Source organism: Streptomyces sp. NPDC048504 (assembly GCF_043200035.1).
Classification (GTDB): domain Bacteria; phylum Actinomycetota; class Actinomycetes; order Streptomycetales; family Streptomycetaceae; genus Streptomyces.
The window spans coordinates 198,188-216,013 of sequence record NZ_JBICXA010000013.1 but is presented as its reverse complement, the minus strand read 5'-3'; the positions used below and the strand labels follow the sequence as shown (position 1 = coordinate 216,013).

Annotated in this window: 16 protein-coding genes and 5 tRNA genes; 4 read left to right on the top strand and 17 right to left on the bottom strand. The window is 69.6% G+C overall.

The features are described from left to right. Position 1: 1 nt before the first annotated feature. From ACGFY9_RS30285 to ACGFY9_RS30275, 3 genes are all read right to left on the bottom strand, one after another. Positions 2–1,159, bottom strand: coding sequence for a D-alanine--D-alanine ligase family protein (locus ACGFY9_RS30285; RefSeq protein WP_393759380.1), 1,158 nt, complete (start codon positions 1,157–1,159; stop codon positions 2–4). 160 nt (positions 1,160–1,319) lie between these two features. After that, the gene (locus ACGFY9_RS30280; protein WP_393759378.1) at positions 1,320–2,330 is read right to left on the bottom strand and encodes an NAD(P)H-dependent glycerol-3-phosphate dehydrogenase; all 1,011 of its coding nucleotides are present in this window, start codon (positions 2,328–2,330) and stop codon (positions 1,320–1,322) included. Continuing rightward, positions 2,327–3,136, bottom strand: coding sequence for a lysophospholipid acyltransferase family protein (locus ACGFY9_RS30275; RefSeq protein WP_393759376.1), 810 nt, complete (start codon positions 3,134–3,136; stop codon positions 2,327–2,329). The genes ACGFY9_RS30280 and ACGFY9_RS30275 overlap by 4 nt, the downstream gene beginning before the upstream one ends. A 144-nt stretch (positions 3,137–3,280) precedes the next feature. On the opposite strand from ACGFY9_RS30275, the gene cofC reads away from it, so the two are divergent. Further along, the gene (cofC, locus tag ACGFY9_RS30270) at positions 3,281–3,919 is read left to right on the top strand and encodes a 2-phospho-L-lactate guanylyltransferase (protein WP_393759374.1); all 639 of its coding nucleotides are present in this window, start codon (positions 3,281–3,283) and stop codon (positions 3,917–3,919) included. Between the two features lie 19 nt (positions 3,920–3,938). Continuing rightward, complete coding sequence (locus ACGFY9_RS30265; RefSeq protein ID WP_393759372.1) at positions 3,939–4,145, top strand: hypothetical protein; 207 nt, start codon at positions 3,939–3,941, stop codon at positions 4,143–4,145. Between the two features lie 103 nt (positions 4,146–4,248). Here the strand turns inward: ACGFY9_RS30265 and ACGFY9_RS30260 are convergent, their stop codons facing one another. From ACGFY9_RS30260 to leuC, 4 genes are all read right to left on the bottom strand, one after another. Continuing rightward, a complete protein-coding gene (locus ACGFY9_RS30260) occupies positions 4,249–4,872 on the bottom strand; it encodes an HU family DNA-binding protein (protein WP_318019046.1) in 624 nt (207 codons plus the stop codon). Between the two features lie 138 nt (positions 4,873–5,010). After that, positions 5,011–5,241, bottom strand: coding sequence for a hypothetical protein (locus ACGFY9_RS30255; RefSeq protein ID WP_033282690.1), 231 nt, complete (start codon positions 5,239–5,241; stop codon positions 5,011–5,013). A 275-nt stretch (positions 5,242–5,516) separates the two neighbouring features. Next, positions 5,517–6,110: a 3-isopropylmalate dehydratase small subunit gene (leuD, locus tag ACGFY9_RS30250; protein WP_393759370.1), complete on the bottom strand. Its 594-nt coding sequence runs from the start codon at positions 6,108–6,110 to the stop codon at positions 5,517–5,519. 5 nt (positions 6,111–6,115) lie between these two features. After that, complete coding sequence (gene leuC / locus ACGFY9_RS30245; RefSeq protein WP_393759368.1) at positions 6,116–7,540, bottom strand: 3-isopropylmalate dehydratase large subunit; 1,425 nt, start codon at positions 7,538–7,540, stop codon at positions 6,116–6,118. Between the two features lie 191 nt (positions 7,541–7,731). Between leuC and ndgR the strand changes: the two genes are divergently transcribed. Then, entirely contained in the window at positions 7,732–8,448 is a 717-nt protein-coding gene (gene ndgR, locus ACGFY9_RS30240; protein ID WP_019068721.1) for an IclR family transcriptional regulator NdgR, read from the top strand. Between the two features lie 155 nt (positions 8,449–8,603). Here ndgR and ACGFY9_RS30235 read toward each other — a convergent pair. From ACGFY9_RS30235 to ACGFY9_RS30190, 10 genes are all read right to left on the bottom strand, one after another. Beyond that, positions 8,604–8,676 (bottom strand) — tRNA-Glu (locus ACGFY9_RS30235). 28 nt (positions 8,677–8,704) lie between these two features. After that, positions 8,705–8,776 (bottom strand) — tRNA-Gln (locus ACGFY9_RS30230). A gap of 20 nt (positions 8,777–8,796) precedes the next feature. Then, positions 8,797–8,869 (bottom strand) — tRNA-Glu (locus tag ACGFY9_RS30225). A 62-nt stretch (positions 8,870–8,931) separates the two neighbouring features. Beyond that, positions 8,932–9,004 (bottom strand) — tRNA-Glu (locus ACGFY9_RS30220). Positions 9,005–9,046: 42 nt separating this feature from the next. Next, positions 9,047–9,118, bottom strand: a tRNA-Gln gene (locus tag ACGFY9_RS30215). 91 nt (positions 9,119–9,209) lie between these two features. After that, on the bottom strand, positions 9,210–9,941 hold the full coding sequence (locus ACGFY9_RS30210; RefSeq protein WP_393759366.1) for an HAD family hydrolase: 732 nt from the start codon (positions 9,939–9,941) through the stop codon (positions 9,210–9,212). Positions 9,942–9,991: 50 nt separating this feature from the next. Continuing rightward, a complete protein-coding gene (locus tag ACGFY9_RS30205) occupies positions 9,992–10,651 on the bottom strand; it encodes a DUF4241 domain-containing protein (RefSeq protein WP_393759364.1) in 660 nt (219 codons plus the stop codon). 114 nt (positions 10,652–10,765) lie between these two features. Beyond that, the gene (gene gltX, locus ACGFY9_RS30200; RefSeq protein ID WP_393759362.1) at positions 10,766–12,250 is read right to left on the bottom strand and encodes a glutamate--tRNA ligase; all 1,485 of its coding nucleotides are present in this window, start codon (positions 12,248–12,250) and stop codon (positions 10,766–10,768) included. Further along, positions 12,243–13,019, bottom strand: a complete 777-nt coding sequence (locus ACGFY9_RS30195) for a fumarylacetoacetate hydrolase family protein (protein ID WP_393759360.1) — start codon at positions 13,017–13,019, stop codon at positions 12,243–12,245. The genes gltX and ACGFY9_RS30195 overlap by 8 nt, the downstream gene beginning before the upstream one ends. Before the next feature lie 79 nt (positions 13,020–13,098). Further along, on the bottom strand, positions 13,099–13,284 hold the full coding sequence (locus tag ACGFY9_RS30190; protein ID WP_019058645.1) for a hypothetical protein: 186 nt from the start codon (positions 13,282–13,284) through the stop codon (positions 13,099–13,101). A 570-nt stretch (positions 13,285–13,854) separates the two neighbouring features. Between ACGFY9_RS30190 and ACGFY9_RS30185 the strand changes: the two genes are divergently transcribed. Then, the gene (locus ACGFY9_RS30185; protein ID WP_393759358.1) at positions 13,855–17,820 is read left to right on the top strand and encodes a nitrate- and nitrite sensing domain-containing protein; all 3,966 of its coding nucleotides are present in this window, start codon (positions 13,855–13,857) and stop codon (positions 17,818–17,820) included. Positions 17,821–17,826 lie beyond the last annotated feature (6 nt).

The window sequence follows — 17,826 nt, the reverse complement described above, 5'->3', positions numbered from 1 at the left end:
CTCAGCGAAGGCCCGTCGACCGGCGCAGCGCCGCCTGCACCAGCAGGTCCACCAACTCCCCGTAGGGGACGCCGCTGGCCTGCCACATCTGCGGGTACATCGAGATCGGCGTGAACCCGGGCATCGTGTTGATCTCGTTGATGACGAACTCGCCGTCTTCGGTAAGGAAGAAGTCCGCCCGCACGAGCCCCTCGCAGGAGGCCGCGTCGAAGGCGTCCACCGCGAGCCGCTGGACCTCGGCGGTCTCCTCCGGAGTCAGCGGGGCGGGCACGATACCCGGGGTCGAGTCGATGTACTTCGCCTCGAAGTCGTAGTACGCGTGCTCCTGGGGCGGCGGAATCTCGGCGGGCACACTCGCGCGCGGTCCGTCCTCGAACTCCAGGACCCCGCACTCGATCTCGCGGCCGCGCAGCGCGGCCTCCACGAGGATCTTCGGGTCGTGCCGCTGCGCCTCCTCGATCGCCTCGTCGAGACCGGACAGGTCGTCGACCTTGGTGATGCCGATCGACGACCCCGCGCGCGCGGGCTTCACGAACAGCGGCCAGCCGTGCTCGCCCGCGAAGTCGACGATCTTCTTGCGCGCGGCGGACTGGTCCCGCTGCCACTCGCGCGGCCGGATCACCACGTAGGGGCCGACCTTGAGGCCGAACGAGGTGAACACCCGCTTCATGTACTCCTTGTCCTGGCCGACGGCCGAGGCGAGCACACCCGCGCCCACGTACGGCACACCGGACAGCTCCAGGAGTCCCTGCAGGGTGCCGTCCTCGCCGTAGGGGCCGTGCAGGACGGGGAAGACGACGTCGACCTCGCCGAGGGCCTTGGGCACGGATCCCGGTTCGCTGACGACGACTTCACGGTCCCCGGGGTCGAGCGGGAGCACCACGCCGCCCTCGCTCGACTCGGCGAGTTCGTCGACGTCCGGGGTGCGGCGGTCGGTGATCGCCATCCGCTCCGGGGCGTCGGCGGTCAGGGCCCAGCGGCCTTCGCGGGTGATGCCGATCGGCAGGACGTCGTACTTGGTCCGGTCGATGGCCGCGAGGACGGCGCCGGCGGTGACCACGGAGATCCCGTGTTCGGAGCTGCGACCGCCGAACACGACGGCCACACGCGGCTTGCGAGGCGGCTGCTCAGGGCTCTGGGAGAGGTTCTCGGTGCTCATATCGCGATGAGAGTACCCGGTGGTAGTGCTTTGAGTCAGCGTCCGTTGACGGCAGGCGGTTCGCGCAGCGCCCCGTAAGGGGCGCGGGGAACTGCGCGACAAGCCACGACGGCGCAGCAGTCACCCGACGGCACAAGGCACCCCCCACCCAGCGGAGCGCTCATCGGCGTTCCGGCTTGGCGCTGCGCGACATCAGCTCCTTCACCGCGACCACCGGCGACTTCCCCTCGTGCACGATCTCGAACACCGTCTCCGTGATCGGCATGTCGACATCGTGCCGCCGGGCCAAGTCCAGCACGGACTCACAGGACTTGACGCCCTCGGCGGTCTGCTTGGTGACCGCGATGGTCTCCTGGAGGGTCATGCCCTTGCCGAGGTTGGTGCCGAAGGTGTGATTGCGCGACAGCGGCGAGGAGCAGGTCGCCACGAGGTCACCGAGGCCCGCGAGTCCGGAGAACGTCAGCGGGTCCGCGCCCATCGCGAGCCCGAGCCGGGTCGTCTCGACGAGACCGCGGGTGATGAGCGAGCCCTTCGCGTTGTCCCCGAGCCCCATGCCGTCCGCGATGCCGACGGCGAGCCCGATCACGTTCTTCACCGCCCCGCCGAGCTCGCAGCCCACGACGTCGGTGATGGTGTACGGCCTGAAGTACGGCGTGTGGCAAGCGGTTTGGAGCCGGCGGGCGACGGCCTCGTCGGTGCAGGCGACCACCGCGGCGGCCGGCATCCGGGAGGCGATCTCGCGCGCGAGGTTGGGCCCGGAGACCACGGCGATCCGGTCCCGGCCGACCTTGGCGACGTCCTCGATGACTTCACTCATCCGCATGACGGAGCCGAGCTCGACGCCCTTCATGAGCGAGACGAGGACCGTGTCGGGCGCCAACAGGGGTGCCCAGTCGGCCAAGTTGGCGCGCAGCGTCTGCGAAGGGACCGACAGGACGGTGAAGTCGGCGCCGGCGGCGGCCTCGGCGGCGTCGGTGGTGGCCCGCAGGTTCTCCGGGAGTTCCACGCCGGGGAAGTAATCGGGGTTCGTACGCGTGGAGTTGATGGCCTCGGCGACCTCCGCGCGTCGCGCCCAGAGCGTGACCTCGCACCCCGCGTCGGCGAGCACCATGCCGAAAGCCGTGCCCCACGAACCGGCGCTGAAGACAGCCGCCTTGACCGGCTTGCTCACGTGCCCTGCCCCTCTTCCTGCTCGACCTTCGGCTCAAGTGCCGCCTGGGCCTGAGCCTCCAACTCCTGTGTCTCCGCGGCCGTCCGGCGCCGCTGCTCGATCCGCTCGCGGCGCGGGTCGTAGGGCACCTCGGGTGCCTTCGCGCCGCGGATCTGCTCCAACAGGCGGGTGATGTCGGCCATGATGACCTCGGTCGCCTCCTTGAGGAGGTCCGGGCTCATCTCCTTGCCGTAGAACCGCGTGAGGTCCACCGGCGGGCCCGCGAGCACATGGCTGGTCTTGCGCGGAAAGACGTGCAACTTCTTGGCGTACGGCGGGAGCAATTCGTTGGCGCCCCACTGCGCTACGGGAATCACCGGGCACTGGGTCTGCAGGGCCACCCGCGCGGCACCGGTCTTGGCGGCCATGGGCCATTGGCCGGGGTCCCGGGTGATGGTGCCCTCGGGATAGAACGCGACGCACTCACCGCGCTCCACGGCTTCGATCGCGGCGCGGAAGGCACTCAACGCGTCCGTGGTCTCGCGGTAGACGGGGATCTGTCCGGTGCCGCGCATCGCGGCGCCGACGAATCCCTTCCCGAAAAGACTGCTCTTCGCCAGGAATCGCGGAACACGTCCGGTGTTGTACTGAAAGTGTCCGTATGCGAAGGGGTCCACTTGTGAATTGTGGTTCACCGCGGTGATAAACCCGCCCTCGGCCGGAATGTGCTCCATTCCGCCCCAGTCCCGCTTGATCAGAACCACCAGCGGAGGTTTGCAGAGGACCGCTGCGAAGCGGTACCAGAACCCGATTCTGCGGCGGGGCACGCGAACACCTTCCTCTTGGACCCGGGGGGCCGCACAAGTGTCGCCCCAGGCCGTCGGTCTGTCGAGAACACCGTACGCCCCGCCACCGACACCGCCAGGGGCGCCGGGTGACAATGGCCGCGACAAGAGAGGGGCGGAACGCCCGTGCAGTGGACCTTGGTCATCCCCCTTAAGCCTCTGGCGCGCGCCAAGAGCAGGCTCTCGGACACCGCGGGCGACGGGCTGCGCCCGGGCCTGGCCCTCGCCTTCGCGCAGGACACCGTGGCGGCCGCGCTGGCCTGCCCGGCGGTCGGTGATGTGGCGGTCGTCACGGACGACGCCCTGGCCGGCCGCGAACTGGCCGCGCTGGGCGCCCGTATCGTCGCCGACGAACCGGGAGGCGGCCTGAACGCCGCTCTGCGGCACGCGGCGGCGGTCGTGCGGGTTTCCCGCCCCGAAAGCGCCGTCGCGGCCCTGAACGCCGATCTGCCGGCTCTGCGCCCCGCGGAATTGGCCCGGGTCCTGGACGCGGCCGCCGAATTCCCGCGCGCTTTTCTCCCGGACGCGGCCGCAATCGGCACCACGTTGCTCACCGCGCGAGAGGGCCGCGAATTGCGCCCGGCTTTCGGCACGGATTCCCGCGCCCGCCATCGCGCCTCGGGGGCGAAGGAACTCGCCCTGGACGCGGTGGATTCCGTACGACAGGACGTGGACACCGGCGAGGACCTGCGGGCGGCGCTGGCACTCGGGGTGGGGCCGCGCACGGCGGCAGCGGCGGCGGGGCTGCTGATTCCGGGACAGTGACCGGCAGTAGGCTGCGCCCATGCAGGCGACCGCTTACACCTACGACGCCGGGACCCGTACCGGAAGTGTGCTGCTCGACGACGGCACCCCGGTGTCCTTCGACGCCGCCGCGTTCGACGCGGGCGGGCTGCGGCTGCTGCGGCCGGGACAGCGGGTGCGGATCGAGACCGAGGGGCGGCCCGAGGACGGCCTCAGGGTCACGCTGGTGACGCTGCAGACCTTCTGAACGCCCTTTCCGTACGCGCCCCTTCCGTACGCCCCTGAACACGCCGCGGGCCGGACTCCCAGAGGGAGTCCGGCCCGGCGCGTGAGTGCCCTGCGCCCCGTGACTAGCGGGTGGTGGCCTTCTTGGCGGTGGTCTTGCGCGTCGCCGACTTCTTGGCGGGGGCCTTCTTGGCCGTCGCCTTCTTGGCGGTGCCGGTGGCCTTCTTGGCCGCCGTCTTCTTGGCCGTCGCCGTGGTCTTCTTGGCGGTGGCCTTCTTGGCCGTGGCCTTCTTCGCGGTGGCCGTGGTCTTCTTGGCGACCGTCTTCTTCGCCACGGTCTTCTTCGCGGCCGCCGTCGCCCTCTTGGCGGTGGTCTTCTTGGCCGCGGCCTTCTTGACCGTCGCCGAAGCGGTGCCGCTCAGGCTGCCCTTGGGCGCCTTCTTGACGGCGACCTCGCCGCCGCGCGGGAGCTTCTTCGAGCCGCTCACCAGGTCCTTGAAACCCTGGCCCGCGCGGAAGCGCGGCACGGAGGTCTTCTTGACCCGAACCCGCTCGCCCGTCTGGGGGTTGCGGGCGTAACGGGCCGGACGGTCGACCTTCTCGAACGAACCGAAGCCGGTGACCGAAACACGGTCCCCATTGACGACGGCACGGACGACTGCGTCCAGAACCGCGTCGACCGCCTCGGCGGCCTGCTGACGGCCACCGACCTTGTCCGCAATCGCTTCTACGAGCTGCGCCTTGTTCACGTCTTCCCCTTCGGAGACATTGCCGGAACGAAACTGCTCCGGCTTTTTCGCACGTTAGGCAGATATATACCGCAAATCAAACACGAAACGGGCTAATCACCCGTGCGCCGCAACGAACTCGGCTGTCCTGGACTTGTTTCAGCGTTCCTCTTCCGGGAATCGACCCGCGTCGAGGTCCTCTGTGAACCGGTCCAGCCGCCTTGTCGCGTCGGCGAGATCGTGCTTGGCCGCGGCCGTAATGACCAGCAGCTTCCGGGCCAGCGCCATCCGTACGCCCTCCGGGACTTGCAGTGCGCGCACCCTTGTGTGCGCTTCCTTGAGTTGGTCCGCGACTGCCGCATAGAGCTTGAGTTGGCCGTCGTGTTCCATGCACAGATTGTGCCATCTGGGGCGAGTTGTCGCCTGCGGGGGTAGCAACTGGTGCCTCAGACAGCGTTCCGGAGCCCGGCGGCAGCCTTGGCTCAAAGCTGCGCCTACCCCGTCAACACCCTGTCTAACACAGGGAGTTGAGCAAAGCGTTGCAGGCGCGCAGGGCCGTTCGGGTGCAGACATGGCTGTACCCCCAATCGTGGCGATCGGGGGTACAGACGGGGTGTCGCGTGGCCGAATCTCGACTCGGGGAAGGCCTCGTGAGGTCCTTCGGGTCAGACCTGGACCGTCCTCGGCTTGTACGAGGGGCGCTTGGCCTCGTACGTGACGATGTCGCCCTCGTTCTGGAGGGTGATGGAGATGTCGTCCAGGCCGTTCAGCAGCCGCCAGCGGGCGTTCTCGTCGAGTTCGAAGGCGGCGGTGATGCCTTCGGCGCGCACCTCGCGGGCCTCCAGGTCGACCGTGACCTCGGCCTGCGGGTCCTTCTCGGTGAGGTCCTGCAGCGCGTCCACGATCTTCTGCTCCAGAACCACCGTGAGCAGGCCGTTCTTCAGCGAGTTGCCGCGGAAGATGTCGGCGAACCGGGAGGAGATGACGGCCTTGAAGCCGTAGTTCTGCAGCGCCCACACGGCGTGCTCGCGCGAGGAGCCGGTGCCGAAGTCGGGGCCGGCCACCAGGACCGTCGCGCCCTTGCGCTCGGGGCGGTTGAGGATGAAGTTCTCGTCCTTGCGCCAGGCCTCGAAGAGCCCGTCCTCGAAGCCGTCCCTGGTCACCTTCTTGAGCCAGTGGGCGGGGATGATCTGGTCGGTGTCCACGTTGCTGCGGCGCAGCGGGACGGCCCGGCCGGTGTGCGTGGTGAATGCTTCCATGACTCTCAGACTCCAGCGGGCACAGGGGCGTCGGACAGGTCGGCGGGCGAGGCCAGGTGGCCCAGCACGGCGGTCGCGGCGGCGACCTGCGGCGAGACGAGGTGCGTACGGCCGCCCTTGCCCTGCCTGCCCTCGAAGTTGCGGTTGGAGGTGGACGCGGAGCGCTCACCGGGCGCCAACTGGTCCGGGTTCATGCCCAGACACATCGAGCAGCCCGCGTGCCGCCATTCGGCGCCGGCCTCCTTGAACACGACGTCCAGGCCCTCGGAGACGGCCTGCAGACCGACCCGCGCGGAGCCCGGGACGACCAGCATCCGTACACCGTCGGCCACTTTGCGTCCCTCGACGATCGCGGCGGCCGCACGCAGGTCCTCGATACGGCCGTTGGTGCACGAACCTACGAAGACGGTGTCCACCTTGATGTCGCGCAGCGGCTGGCCGGCCTCCAACCCCATGTATTCCAGGGCCTTTTCGGCGGCGAAGCGCTCCGAAGCGTCTTCGTACGAAGCCGGGTCGGGGACGGACGCCGAAAGCGGCGCGCCCTGACCGGGGTTGGTGCCCCAGGTGACGAACGGCGCCAGCGAGGGGCCGTCGATGACGACCTCGGCGTCGAATTCGGCGTCGTCGTCGGTCTTCAGCGTCTTCCAGTACGCGACGGCGGCGTCCCAGTCCTCACCCTCGGGGGCGTGGGCGCGGCCCTTGATGTACTCGAAGGTGGTCTCGTCGGGGGCGATCATGCCTGCGCGGGCGCCGGCCTCGATCGACATGTTGCAGATGGTCATGCGGGCCTCCATCGAGAGCTTCTCGATGGCGGAGCCGCGATATTCGAGGATGTAGCCCTGGCCGCCGCCGGTGCCGATCTTCGCGATGATGGCGAGGATCAGGTCCTTGGCGGTGACGCCGTCGGGCAGTTCGCCGTCGACCGTGATGGCCATGGTCTTCGGGCGGGCCAGCGGCAGCGTCTGGGTGGCCAGCACGTGCTCCACCTGGGAGGTGCCGATGCCGAACGCCAGCGCCCCGAAGGCGCCGTGCGTGGAGGTGTGGGAGTCACCGCACACGACCGTGGTACCGGGCTGGGTCAGCCCCAGCTGCGGTCCTACGACGTGTACGACGCCCTGCTCGACGTCGCCCAGGGAGTGCAGGCGGACGCCGAAGTCCGCGCAGTTCTTGCGCAGCGTCTCCAGCTGGGCCCGGGAGACCGGGTCCGCGATGGGCTTGTCGATGTCGAGGGTCGGGGTGTTGTGATCCTCGGTGGCGATGGTGAGGTCGAGGCGCCGCACGGGACGCCCGGCCTGGCGGAGACCGTCGAAGGCCTGCGGGCTGGTCACCTCGTGCAGCAGGTGCAGATCGATGAAGAGGAGGTCGGGCTCGCCCTCGGCGCGCCGGACGACATGGTCGTCCCAGACCTTCTCCGCGAGTGTCCTACCCATCGCTTTCCCTCCGGCCGGCAAGACAGCGCCGGCCCAACTAGAGATTTTTGAGGAGACGGCGCTCGCACCCCTGGTTCACGGGCAGCCGCCGCCTGGCCCGTTTGGTACGCGGGCCGCTGTGCCTACAAGAGTTGCGCGTCTCACGAAAAAAGGAACTTGCGTTTCACAGAGTGAGACGCGAGTATCGTTTCATGGACAACAGTAGCGGCGTCGGCGTCCTGGACAAGGCAGCCCTTGTCCTGGGCGCCCTGGAGTCCGGTCCGGCCACCCTCGCGGGTCTGGTCGCGGCGACCGGGCTGGCACGACCCACGGCACACCGGCTGGCCGTGGCCTTGGAACACCACCGCATGGTGGCGCGCGACATGCAGGGCCGCTTCATTCTCGGCCCCCGTCTCGCCGAGCTGGCCGCGGCCGCCGGCGAGGACCGCCTGCTCGCCACGGCGGGCCCGGTGCTCACGCATCTGCGGGACATCACGGGCGAGAGCGCGCAGCTCTACCGCCGCCAGGGCGACATGCGCATCTGCGTCGCCGCGGCGGAACGTCTGTCCGGACTTCGGGACACGGTCCCGGTCGGCTCGACGCTCACGATGAAAGCCGGTTCGTCCGCGCAGATCCTGATGGCCTGGGAGGAGCCGGAGCGCCTGCACCGCGGCCTCCAGGGCGCCCGCTTCACTGCCACGGCCCTCTCGGGCGTACGGCGCCGGGGCTGGGCCCAGTCGATCGGCGAGCGGGAGCCGGGCGTCGCGTCCGTCTCCGCGCCGGTGCGCGGCCCCTCGAACCGCGTGGTGGCCGCCGTGTCCGTCTCCGGCCCCATCGAGCGCCTGACGCGCCACCCGGGCCGTATGCACGCCCAGGCGGTCATCGATGCCGCCGCCCGCCTCTCCGAGGCCCTGCGCCGCACCGGCTGATCCGCCAGGAACATCTCAAGGAGGGCCTGCCTCAACGCCGCGGCAGGCCCTTCGTCATGTCCGGTCCCCCAACTCCTGGTGAACCACGCCGAGTTGACGCACCGGGCGGACAACGCGAAAGACCCCCCACCGAAGTGGAGGGTCTTTCCTGTACGTACCCCCGACCGGATTCGAACCGGCGCTACTGCCGTGAGAGGGCAGCGTGCTAGGCCGCTACACAACGGGGGCCCAGATCGTGCGTTTCCGCAGATCAAAGCTGGTCTACCAGGACTCGAACCTAGAATGACGGTACCAGAAACCGTAGTGTTGCCAATTACACCATAGACCAAGGCGATGCAAGGTAAAGCGTACCCCCGACCGGATTCGAACCGGCGCTACTGCCGTGAGAGGGCAGCGTGCTAGGCCGCTACACAACGGGGGCCCTAGCGATCCTGCATGAGAGGTGGCGGGTGCGACCCGGACCACCTTCCTGGGAAGGATCTGTACCCCCGACCGGATTCGAACCGGCGCTACTGCCGTGAGAGGGCAGCGTGCTAGGCCGCTACACAACGGGGGCTTTGCAGAGTTGACCTCTGCGGTTGCAGATGAGCTCTGCGAGCTGGCCTACCAGGACTCGAACCTAGACTAACGGAACCAGAAACCGTCGTGCTGCCAATTACACCATAGGCCACTAAGACTCAACCCCTGTCGGGATCTTGTTCTAGCGTTCGCCCCCAGGTAGCCGACCTTTCGGTCTGTTCTCCGGCGGCGCAGGAAGAACATTACCCGAAGGTGGACGGGGCTCCAAAACGGGTATCAGCGCCGAGGAGCGCGGGGAGTTCGGCGAGCGAGGCGATCCGGTGCCGCCCCACGAGGGCCTCACCAGGAGCGTGCCCACCGCGGCGGTCGATCCACACGGACAGCAGTCCGGCGTCCGCGGCACCGCGCCAGTCGATCTCGGGGTGATCTCCGACATACGCCACCTCGTGCGGCGGCAGTTCCAGCGCCTCGCAGGCCGCGAGGAAGGCGCCGGCCTCGGGTTTGGAGACGCCCAGCTCGGCCGCGCACAGGACGGCCTCGAAACGGTCGTGGACACCGAGGGCGCGCAGTTTGCGGTCCTGGACGGTGAGGCTTGAGTTGGACAGGACGGCGTGCCGGTGGGTGGCCGCGAGGGCGTCGAGGACGGGCAGGACGTCCGGGAAGAGGGCCCAGGCTGTCTCGTAGTGGGCCTTGTAGCGCTGGTACCAGTCCTCGGCCTCGGCGTCGGTCAACTCCCGTTCCAGGAACAGCCGGACGCGGTCCAGCCGCTGCCCCTCGAAGGAGACCTCGCCGGCCGAGAAGCGCGCCCAGTGGAACTCGGTGGCCACCCGCCAGCGCTCCAGGGCCTCCGCCAGGTCCGCGTGCCCGTCGGCCAGTTCCTCGGCCAGCAGGTGCTCGCGCATGGCCGCGCGGTCCGCACCCGTGTAGTCGAACAAGGTGTCGTCGACGTCCCAGACAACGGCCCGAATGGTCATGACCCGACGGTAACCCGGGCCCCGGGGGCGCGTCTGCCCCCGGCCCGCCGTCACTCGGGGACGACGAAGAAGTCCGTGACGAAGCAGGTGACTTCACCGGCCGCCGTACGGCCGATCCAGGTGGGGTAGGCGCCGTCGCCCCAGCCGGAGGTGAAGGCGATCAGATTGTGCCCGGTGTCGGGGGCGGTGATCAGGTGGGGTCCCGGGGCCCACTTGTTCTGCTCGAAGGCGTCCCACAGCGGGCCCTCGTCCGCCACGCACTCCGGGAAGGAGCCGTCGACCGACGCGTCGTAGAACGCGCCCGTACCGGCGTCGACTCCGTAGCCGTAGAACTCGTCCTCGGTGAGTTCGGCGAGGTCCTGGCCGGGCTGGAGGGCGAGTTCCCAGGCGGCGGTGGGCTCGTCCCGTATGACCAGGCGGGCGGCGGCCACGCGCAAGTGGGGGTCGTCGGACGGGAGTTGGTCGGGCTGGGTGAGGGTGGCGACGGCCGCTTCGACCCGGTAGTGGCCGGGGGGCACGGCGACCGTGAAGGGTTCGGCCTCGCCCTGGCCGAGGCCGACGAAGGGGTCGCAGGCGACCACCTGGCCGGTGGGGAGCCAGAGTTGGCCGCCGTCGACGAGGTGGATCACGCCGACCGTGCCGGTCTCGTCCTCCCTGAACTCGCTGCCCGGCGTGAACAGCCAGGTGTAGTCACGAGCGGTCATCGGCATGAAAGGCGCCTCTCCTGAACGATCTTCAATGATCCGGAACCCTAACGCCCCGCACTGACAACGCCGAAGGGACGGCAGGCCGTTGCGGCTGCCGCCCCTTCACGCGTGCGTGCCTTACGCGGCCAGCTTGGCGAGGGCCGCGTCGATCCGGGCGAGGGTCTTCTCCTTGCCGAGGATCTCCAGGGACTCGAAGAGCGGCAGGCCGATCGTGCGGCCGGTGACGGCGACGCGGACCGGGGCCTGCGCCTTGCCGAGCTTGAGGCCGTGGGTCTCTCCGGCGGCCAGGACGGCCTCCTTGAGGGACTCGGGCGAGGACCAGTCCGCGGACTCCAACTTCTCGCGGGCCGTGCGGAGAAGAGCGTCCGAGCCCTCCTTCATGGCCTTCGTCCAGGACGCCTCGTCCTCGACCGGCTCGGCCAGGAACAGGAAGTCGACGTTGTCCGTGATCTCCGAGAGGACCTTCACGCGGGTCTGCGCGTGCGGCGCGACCGCCTGCCACTTGGCCTCGTCGAAGTCCTCGGGCGCCCAGGGGGCGAACGGGGCCCGCAGCCACGGGGCGCAGCGCTCGGTGAAGTCCTTCACGTCGAGCAGGCGGATGTGGTCGGCGTTGATCGCCTCGCACTTCTTCAGGTCGAAGCGCGCCGGGTTGGGGTTCACGTCGGAGATCTCGAAGGCCGCCACCATCTCGTCCATCGAGAAGACGTCCCGGTCCGCCGCGAGCGACCAGCCCAGCAGGGAAAGGTAGTTGAGCAGTCCCTCGGGCAGGAAACCGCGCTCCCTGTAGAGGTTGAGCGAGGACTCCGGGTCGCGCTTGGAGAGCTTCTTGTTGCCCTCGCCCATCACGTACGGCAGGTGCCCGAAGGAGGGGATCTCCTTGGCGATACCCAGGTCGATCAGCGCCTTGTAGAGGGCGATCTGGCGCGGGGTGGAGGAGAGCAGGTCCTCGCCGCGCAGGACGTGGGTGATCTCCATCAGGGCGTCGTCGACCGGGTTGACCAGCGTGTACAGCGGGGCGCCGTTGGCCCGGACGATGCCGTAGTCCGGCACGTTCTCCGCGGTGAACGTCAGCTCGCCGCGGACCAGGTCCGTGAAGGTGATCGTCTCGTCGGGCATCCGGAACCGGACGATCGGCGTACGGCCCTCGGCCTTGTAGGCGTCGACCTGCTCGGCGCTCAGGTCGCGGCAGTGGCCGTCGTAGCCGGACGGCTTGCCGGCGGCGCGGGCGGCGTCGCGGCGGGCGTCCAGCTCCTCCGTGGAGCAGTAGCAGTGGTAGGCGCGGCCGGCGTCCTGGAGCTTCCGCGCGATGTCCTTGTAGATGTCCATCCGCTGCGACTGGCGGTACGGCGCGTGCGGGCCGCCGACCTCGGGGCCCTCGTCCCAGTCGAAGCCCAGCCAGCGCAGCGAGTCGAGCAGCTGGTTGTACGACTCCTCGGAGTCGCGGGCCGCGTCGGTGTCCTCGATGCGGAAGACCAGGGTGCCCTGGTGGTGCTTGGCGAACGCCCAGTTGAACAGGGCGGTGCGGACCAGGCCCACGTGCGGGTTACCGGTCGGCGAGGGACAGAAACGGACGCGGACGGGGGAGCCGGATGCGCTAGCCACGCTTGACAACCTTGTTGGTGAGAGTGCCGATGCCTTCGATGGAGACGGCGACCTCGTCGCCGACGGTGAGCGGTCCGACGCCTGCCGGGGTGCCCGTGAGGATCACGTCGCCGGGGAGCAGCGTCATGGCCTCGGTGATGTTGACGATCAGATCCTCGATCGAGTGGATCATCTCGCTGGTGCGGCCGAGCTGGCGCTGTTGTCCGTTGACCGTGAGCTGGATGGTGAGGTCGCTCGGGTCGAGGTCCGTCTCCACCCAGGGGCCGAGCGGGCAGGAGGTGTCGAAGCCCTTGGCCCGGGCCCACTGCTTCTCGCGCTTCTGGACGTCACGCGCGGTGATGTCGTTGGCGCAGGTGTAACCGAGGATGACGTCCTTGACGCGCTCGCGCGGGACCTCGCGGCACATCCGGCCGATGACGACGGCCAGTTCGGCCTCGTGGTGGAGGTCCTCGGTGAAGGAGGGGTACTGGATGTCGTCGCCGGGGCCGATCACCGAGGTGGACGGCTTGAAGAAGGCGAAGGGGACGTCCGGTACGTCGTTGCCCAGTTCCCGGGCGTGCTCGGCGTAGTTGCGGCCGTAGGCGACGACCTTGTTCGGGAGGACCGGCGGCAGGAGCCTGACCTTGCTGAGCGGGACCCTCGTACCGGAGAGTTCGAAGTCCGCGAACGGGATGCCCTTGATGATGTCGAGGACGAGCTCGTCCGGCCTGTCGCCCTCGACCGCGCCGAAGGCGACGTTCCCGTCGATGGAGAATCTGGCGATGCGCACGGGATCCTGGCGCCCCTCACTGAGCTGGCTGGAGTCTGACGCTCCAGGCTAACGCGGTGCGGGAGCCCTGCTCGCGCGATTACTCCGCGGCGGCGGTGACCGGGATCTCCATGAGGATGGTGCGGCGCGGGTTGGCGGTCTGGGCCGGCAGGTCGAGGGAGTGTTCCTGCAGCTCCGGCGTCTGCAGCGGCTCGGCGTCCGTGAGGTGCGCCAGCGTCGTGCGTCGCGGGTTGGCGATGTTGCGGAACATCATCGTGGTCTTCATCGTTGTGCTTGACCCTCGTCGTCCGTGGGTGGGCGGTTGGCAGTATGTGCCCTCATGTAAAGCGTCAGGCTAAACATCCAATTCCCGGCCGAAGGCGCAAAGAGCCCCTGATCTGCGTGTGAGTTTGCTCACGGCCGTATGGTCAAAGCGTCCAATTCGGACCCTCAACTCACCTCAACGAAACGGACATTGCCCCCTTGAAGCTGTCATTCCGCTCCTGATCATGGCGACTTGGGCACATGACATGCCCCCAGGGGTCGTGGGGATATGCACCCTTTGCGGTGAATAGCTTTCTACGTCTCGTGACGCACCCCTCACGCGGTGTCACACAGGTCACAGCCTGGCCTACGGGCCTTGTTGGAGATCCGGCACTGTGCTGGAATTCCACGGACCGCCGCAGAATCAGCCCGGCGCGCAGAGGGCGCAACGCAGCGCCGAGGGCGGCGGAAGGGGGAGCGCCGGTCACTCACGACCACACCACTGGGGGGCGCGTTCAGGGCGCTCCCTAAGACGCCGACACCGTCCTTCCGTTCGCGCGGAGGGGCGCCTGGTCCAGAGGTTGCGACGCTAGTGCAGGGACGTTTCAAGAGGGATGGCAGTGCTTCGGCGGAGCCGGAGCCGCATGGCGGGGCTGGCCCCAAGACCGGCAGCTCCTCGCCCCAGCACGCCCAGAACCCGGGCCCGGCGCCGTCAGGCGACGGTGGAGGCCCCGGGCGCCCCGGTGTGTCCGCAGCCCCGACCCCCGCGCCCCCGGTGAAGCCGCCGTCGGGCGCGCCAGGACCCGGATCGCGCGTCGCTCTGCGTAACTGGCGCATCTCCACGCGCCTGGTCTCGCTGCTCGCGCTCCCGGTGGTCGCGGCCACCTCGCTGGGCGCCCTGCGCATCAGCGACTCCATGACCGACATCCAGCAGCTCGACAACATGAAGCTGCTGACGGACATGACCAAGCAGGCCACCGAGCTGGCCACCGCGCTCCAGGAGGAGCGCGACCAGTCGGCCGGTCCCCTCTCGCACGGTGGCAAGGCCACCGACTACGAGGTCAAGGGCTACGAGGAGAAGACCGACCGCGCCCGCGACAACTTCATCAACGCCTCGGAAGAGGTGGACAGCGCCAGCAAGACCGGCCAGCTCCAGGGCGTCCGGGAGAGCCTGGTCGGTCTCGCGACCGAGCTGGACAACCTCGACAAGATCCGCAAGTCGGCGTACCAGTCGAAGGGCAACTCGACGCAGACGGTCGACGCCTACCACCGGCTGATCAGCCAGCTGCTGGACCTCTCGCAGGACATGGCCGAGGCGACCAGCAACCCGGAGATGATCCAGCGCACCCGCGCCCTGGCGGCCTTCTCCGCCGCCAAGGAGTTCTCGTCCGTGCAGCGCGCCGTGATCGCGGCGGCCCTGCCGAACAACAACACGACGCAGGGCGATCTCTCCGCCAACGACCGGCTCTACGCCGACTCCGCTCTGGAGAGCGAGAAGTCGGAACTGAGCATCTTCCGCAACATCTACGGCAACCAGGGCGCCGAGGAACTCATCGCGCCCATCGAGGACGGCAACCCGACCATCGAGTCGGCCGACACCTACGCCCAGCGCGTCCTCGACAACGCCAACGGCCTGGCCTCGCTGGACAAGCGGTCCTACAAGGACTGGGTGGACGACAGCTCGACCAAGATCGAGCAGATGAAGAAGATCGAGCACACGCTCCTTGAGGACATGGAGCAGAAGGCCCGCGAGCTGCGCTCCGCCTCCGAGCGCGAGGCGATCATCTCCGGTGCGCTGATCCTGCTCGTGCTCGGCGTCTCCCTCGTCGGCGCCTTCGTCATCGCCCGGTCCATGATCCGCTCGCTGCGCCGCCTGCAGGAGACCGCCAACAAGGTCGCCCAGGACCGGCTGCCCGAGCTGGTCAAGCAGCTCTCCGAGTCCGACCCGCAGGACGTCGACACGTCCGTGGAGTCGGTCGGTGTGCACTCCCGGGACGAGATCGGCCAGGTGGCCGCGGCCTTCGACGACGTGCACCGCGAGGCCGTCCGCCTCGCCGCCGAGCAGGCCCTCCTGCGGGGCAACGTCAACGCGATGTTCACCAACCTCTCGCGCCGCTCCCAGGGCCTCATCCAGCGTCAGCTCTCGCTCATCTCCGAGCTGGAGTCCCGCGAGGCCGACCCGGACCAGCTGTCCTCGCTCTTCAAGCTCGACCACCTCGCGACCCGCATGCGCCGTAACGGTGAGAACCTCCTGGTCCTCGCCGGTGAAGAGCCGGGCCGCCGCTGGACCCGCCCGGTCCCGCTGGTCGACGTGCTCCGCGCCGCCGCCTCCGAGGTGGAGCAGTACGAGCGCATCGAGCTCTCCTCCGTGCCGACCACCGAAGTGGCCGGCCGTGTGGTCAACGACCTCGTGCACCTCCTCGCCGAGCTGCTGGAGAACGCGACCTCCTTCTCCTCGCCGCAGACCAAGGTCAAGGTCACCGGTCACGCGCTGCCCGACGGCCGCGTCCTGATCGAGATCCACGACACCGGTATCGGCCTCTCCCCCGAGGACCTCGCGGCGATCAACGAGCGGCTCGCCTCGCCGCCCACCGTGGACGTCTCGGTCTCCCGCCGCATGGGTCTGTTCGTGGTCGGCCGCCTCTCGCAGCGCCACGGCATCCGCATCCAGCTGCGTCCCTCCGACTCCGGTGGCACGACCGCGCTGGTCATGCTCCCCGTCGACGTCGCCCAGGGCGGCAAGAAGCCCGCTCCGGGCAAGCCCGGTCAGGCCGCCGTCGGCTCCGCGGCGGCTGCCGCCGCGGCCGGCGCCGGTGCGGCCCGCCGGGGCAACGGCCAGGCAGGCTCCGCGCTCGGCGCGGGTGCGCCCGCCGGCAATGGTGGACTTCTCGGTGCCGGGGCCGCTCCGCGCGGCCAGGTCGGTGCCGGTCAGGGCCCGCGGGCCGCGCTGCCGGGTACGGGCGGTGGACGTCCGGGTGGACCCGGCGGTCCCGGTGGTCCGGGCGGTGCGCGTGGGCCTCAGGGTCCCTCGGCGCCGCAGGGTCGTCCGGCCGCTGGGTCCGGTGCCGGTCTCTTCGGTCAGGCTCCCGGCGCCCCGCAGGGCATGCAGGCCGCCGGTACGGGCACCCCGCAGGGCTTCGGCGACGGTCGCCAGGACGCCTTCGGCGGACCCCCGCCGCAGAGCAACCAGAGCAACCCGGTGCCGCCGCAGCGCACGAGCAACGACGAGCCCGAGCCGCCCCGCGGTGGTGGCCGGCGTCGCGGGCGTCAGCCGCAGCTCCCGCCACGCGGTGGTGCGCGGGCCGAGCTGCCCGGCGGCAACAACGGCCAGCGCCCCAGCTGGAGCGACGAGAACGCACAGCCCCCGCTGGGCCGCGGCAACCTCGACGCCCCGCGCGGTCACGACGAGCGGGACGCGGAGCAGACCTCCCGGATGCCGCGCATCGACGACCGCCAGGGCCCCGCGGCCACGACGGAGATGCCGGCGATACCCCGCCTCGACGCCCAGGACAGCGGCCAGTTCCCGCGCCCCAACGGGCAGCAGAACACGGGCCAGTTCCCGCGTCCCGGTGCCAACGGGTCGCAGAACACCGGCCAGTTCCCCCGGCAGGGTGGCAACGGCCCCCAGGACACAGGGCAGTTCGCGCGTCCCGGTACGAACGGGTCGCAGGGCAGCGGGCAGTTCCCGCGTCCGGAAACGGGCGGACCGGCGGACACCGGCTCATTCCCGCGGCCGGAGTTCGACACCCCCCGCCCCGGCGCCAACTCCCCGCAGAACGGCGGCCAGTTCGTCCGCTCGGACGTCTTCGGCGCACCGAACAGCCCGGCCAACAATCCGTCGAACCCGGCCAACACGGGACAGTTCGCCGTCCCGCAGGCGTACGACCCCAGCTCCACGGGTCAGTTCGCGACACCCGGCTTTGACAACGGCTCCACCGGTCAGCACAATCTGCCGAACCGTCAGAACCCCGCGAACACCGGGCAGTTCGAGCGGCCGCAGGTCAACGGGAACCGCAACGGCGCCGACCTCGGCACCGGGCGGCCGCCCGCCCCGCAGCGTCCCACCCGCCAGGAGCCCGAGGCGTTGCCGCCTGCCACGGGTCCCGGTGACGGCAGGACGCCGCTGTACGACACGCTGGAGACCAACTGGTTCCACGGCCAGCAGGCGGAGCAGCAGAGCCAGACCAACGGCTCCGCCCCCGCCCCGCAGCCGCAGGCACCGTCGGCTCCGGCGACACCCCCTCAACGTCCCACGGGCGGTACGTGGCGCAGCTCGCCGAACGACGACCTCGTTCGGCAGGCAGAGCGTGTACGGCAACCGGCCGCGGGCGGCGTCACCACCTCCGGCCTGCCGCGCCGGGTGCCCAGGGCGAACCTCGTCCCGGGCACGGCTCAGCAGCAACAGCACCAAACCGGTCCGCAGGTCTCCCGTGCGCCTGATGACGTACGCGGCCGGCTGACCAATCTCCGTCGGGGCATCGCACAGGGTCGACAGGCCGGTACGGGTACCGGCCAGACCGGCAGCTTCCCCAGCCCCACTCACCAGCAGGAGCGTTAGTTGAGC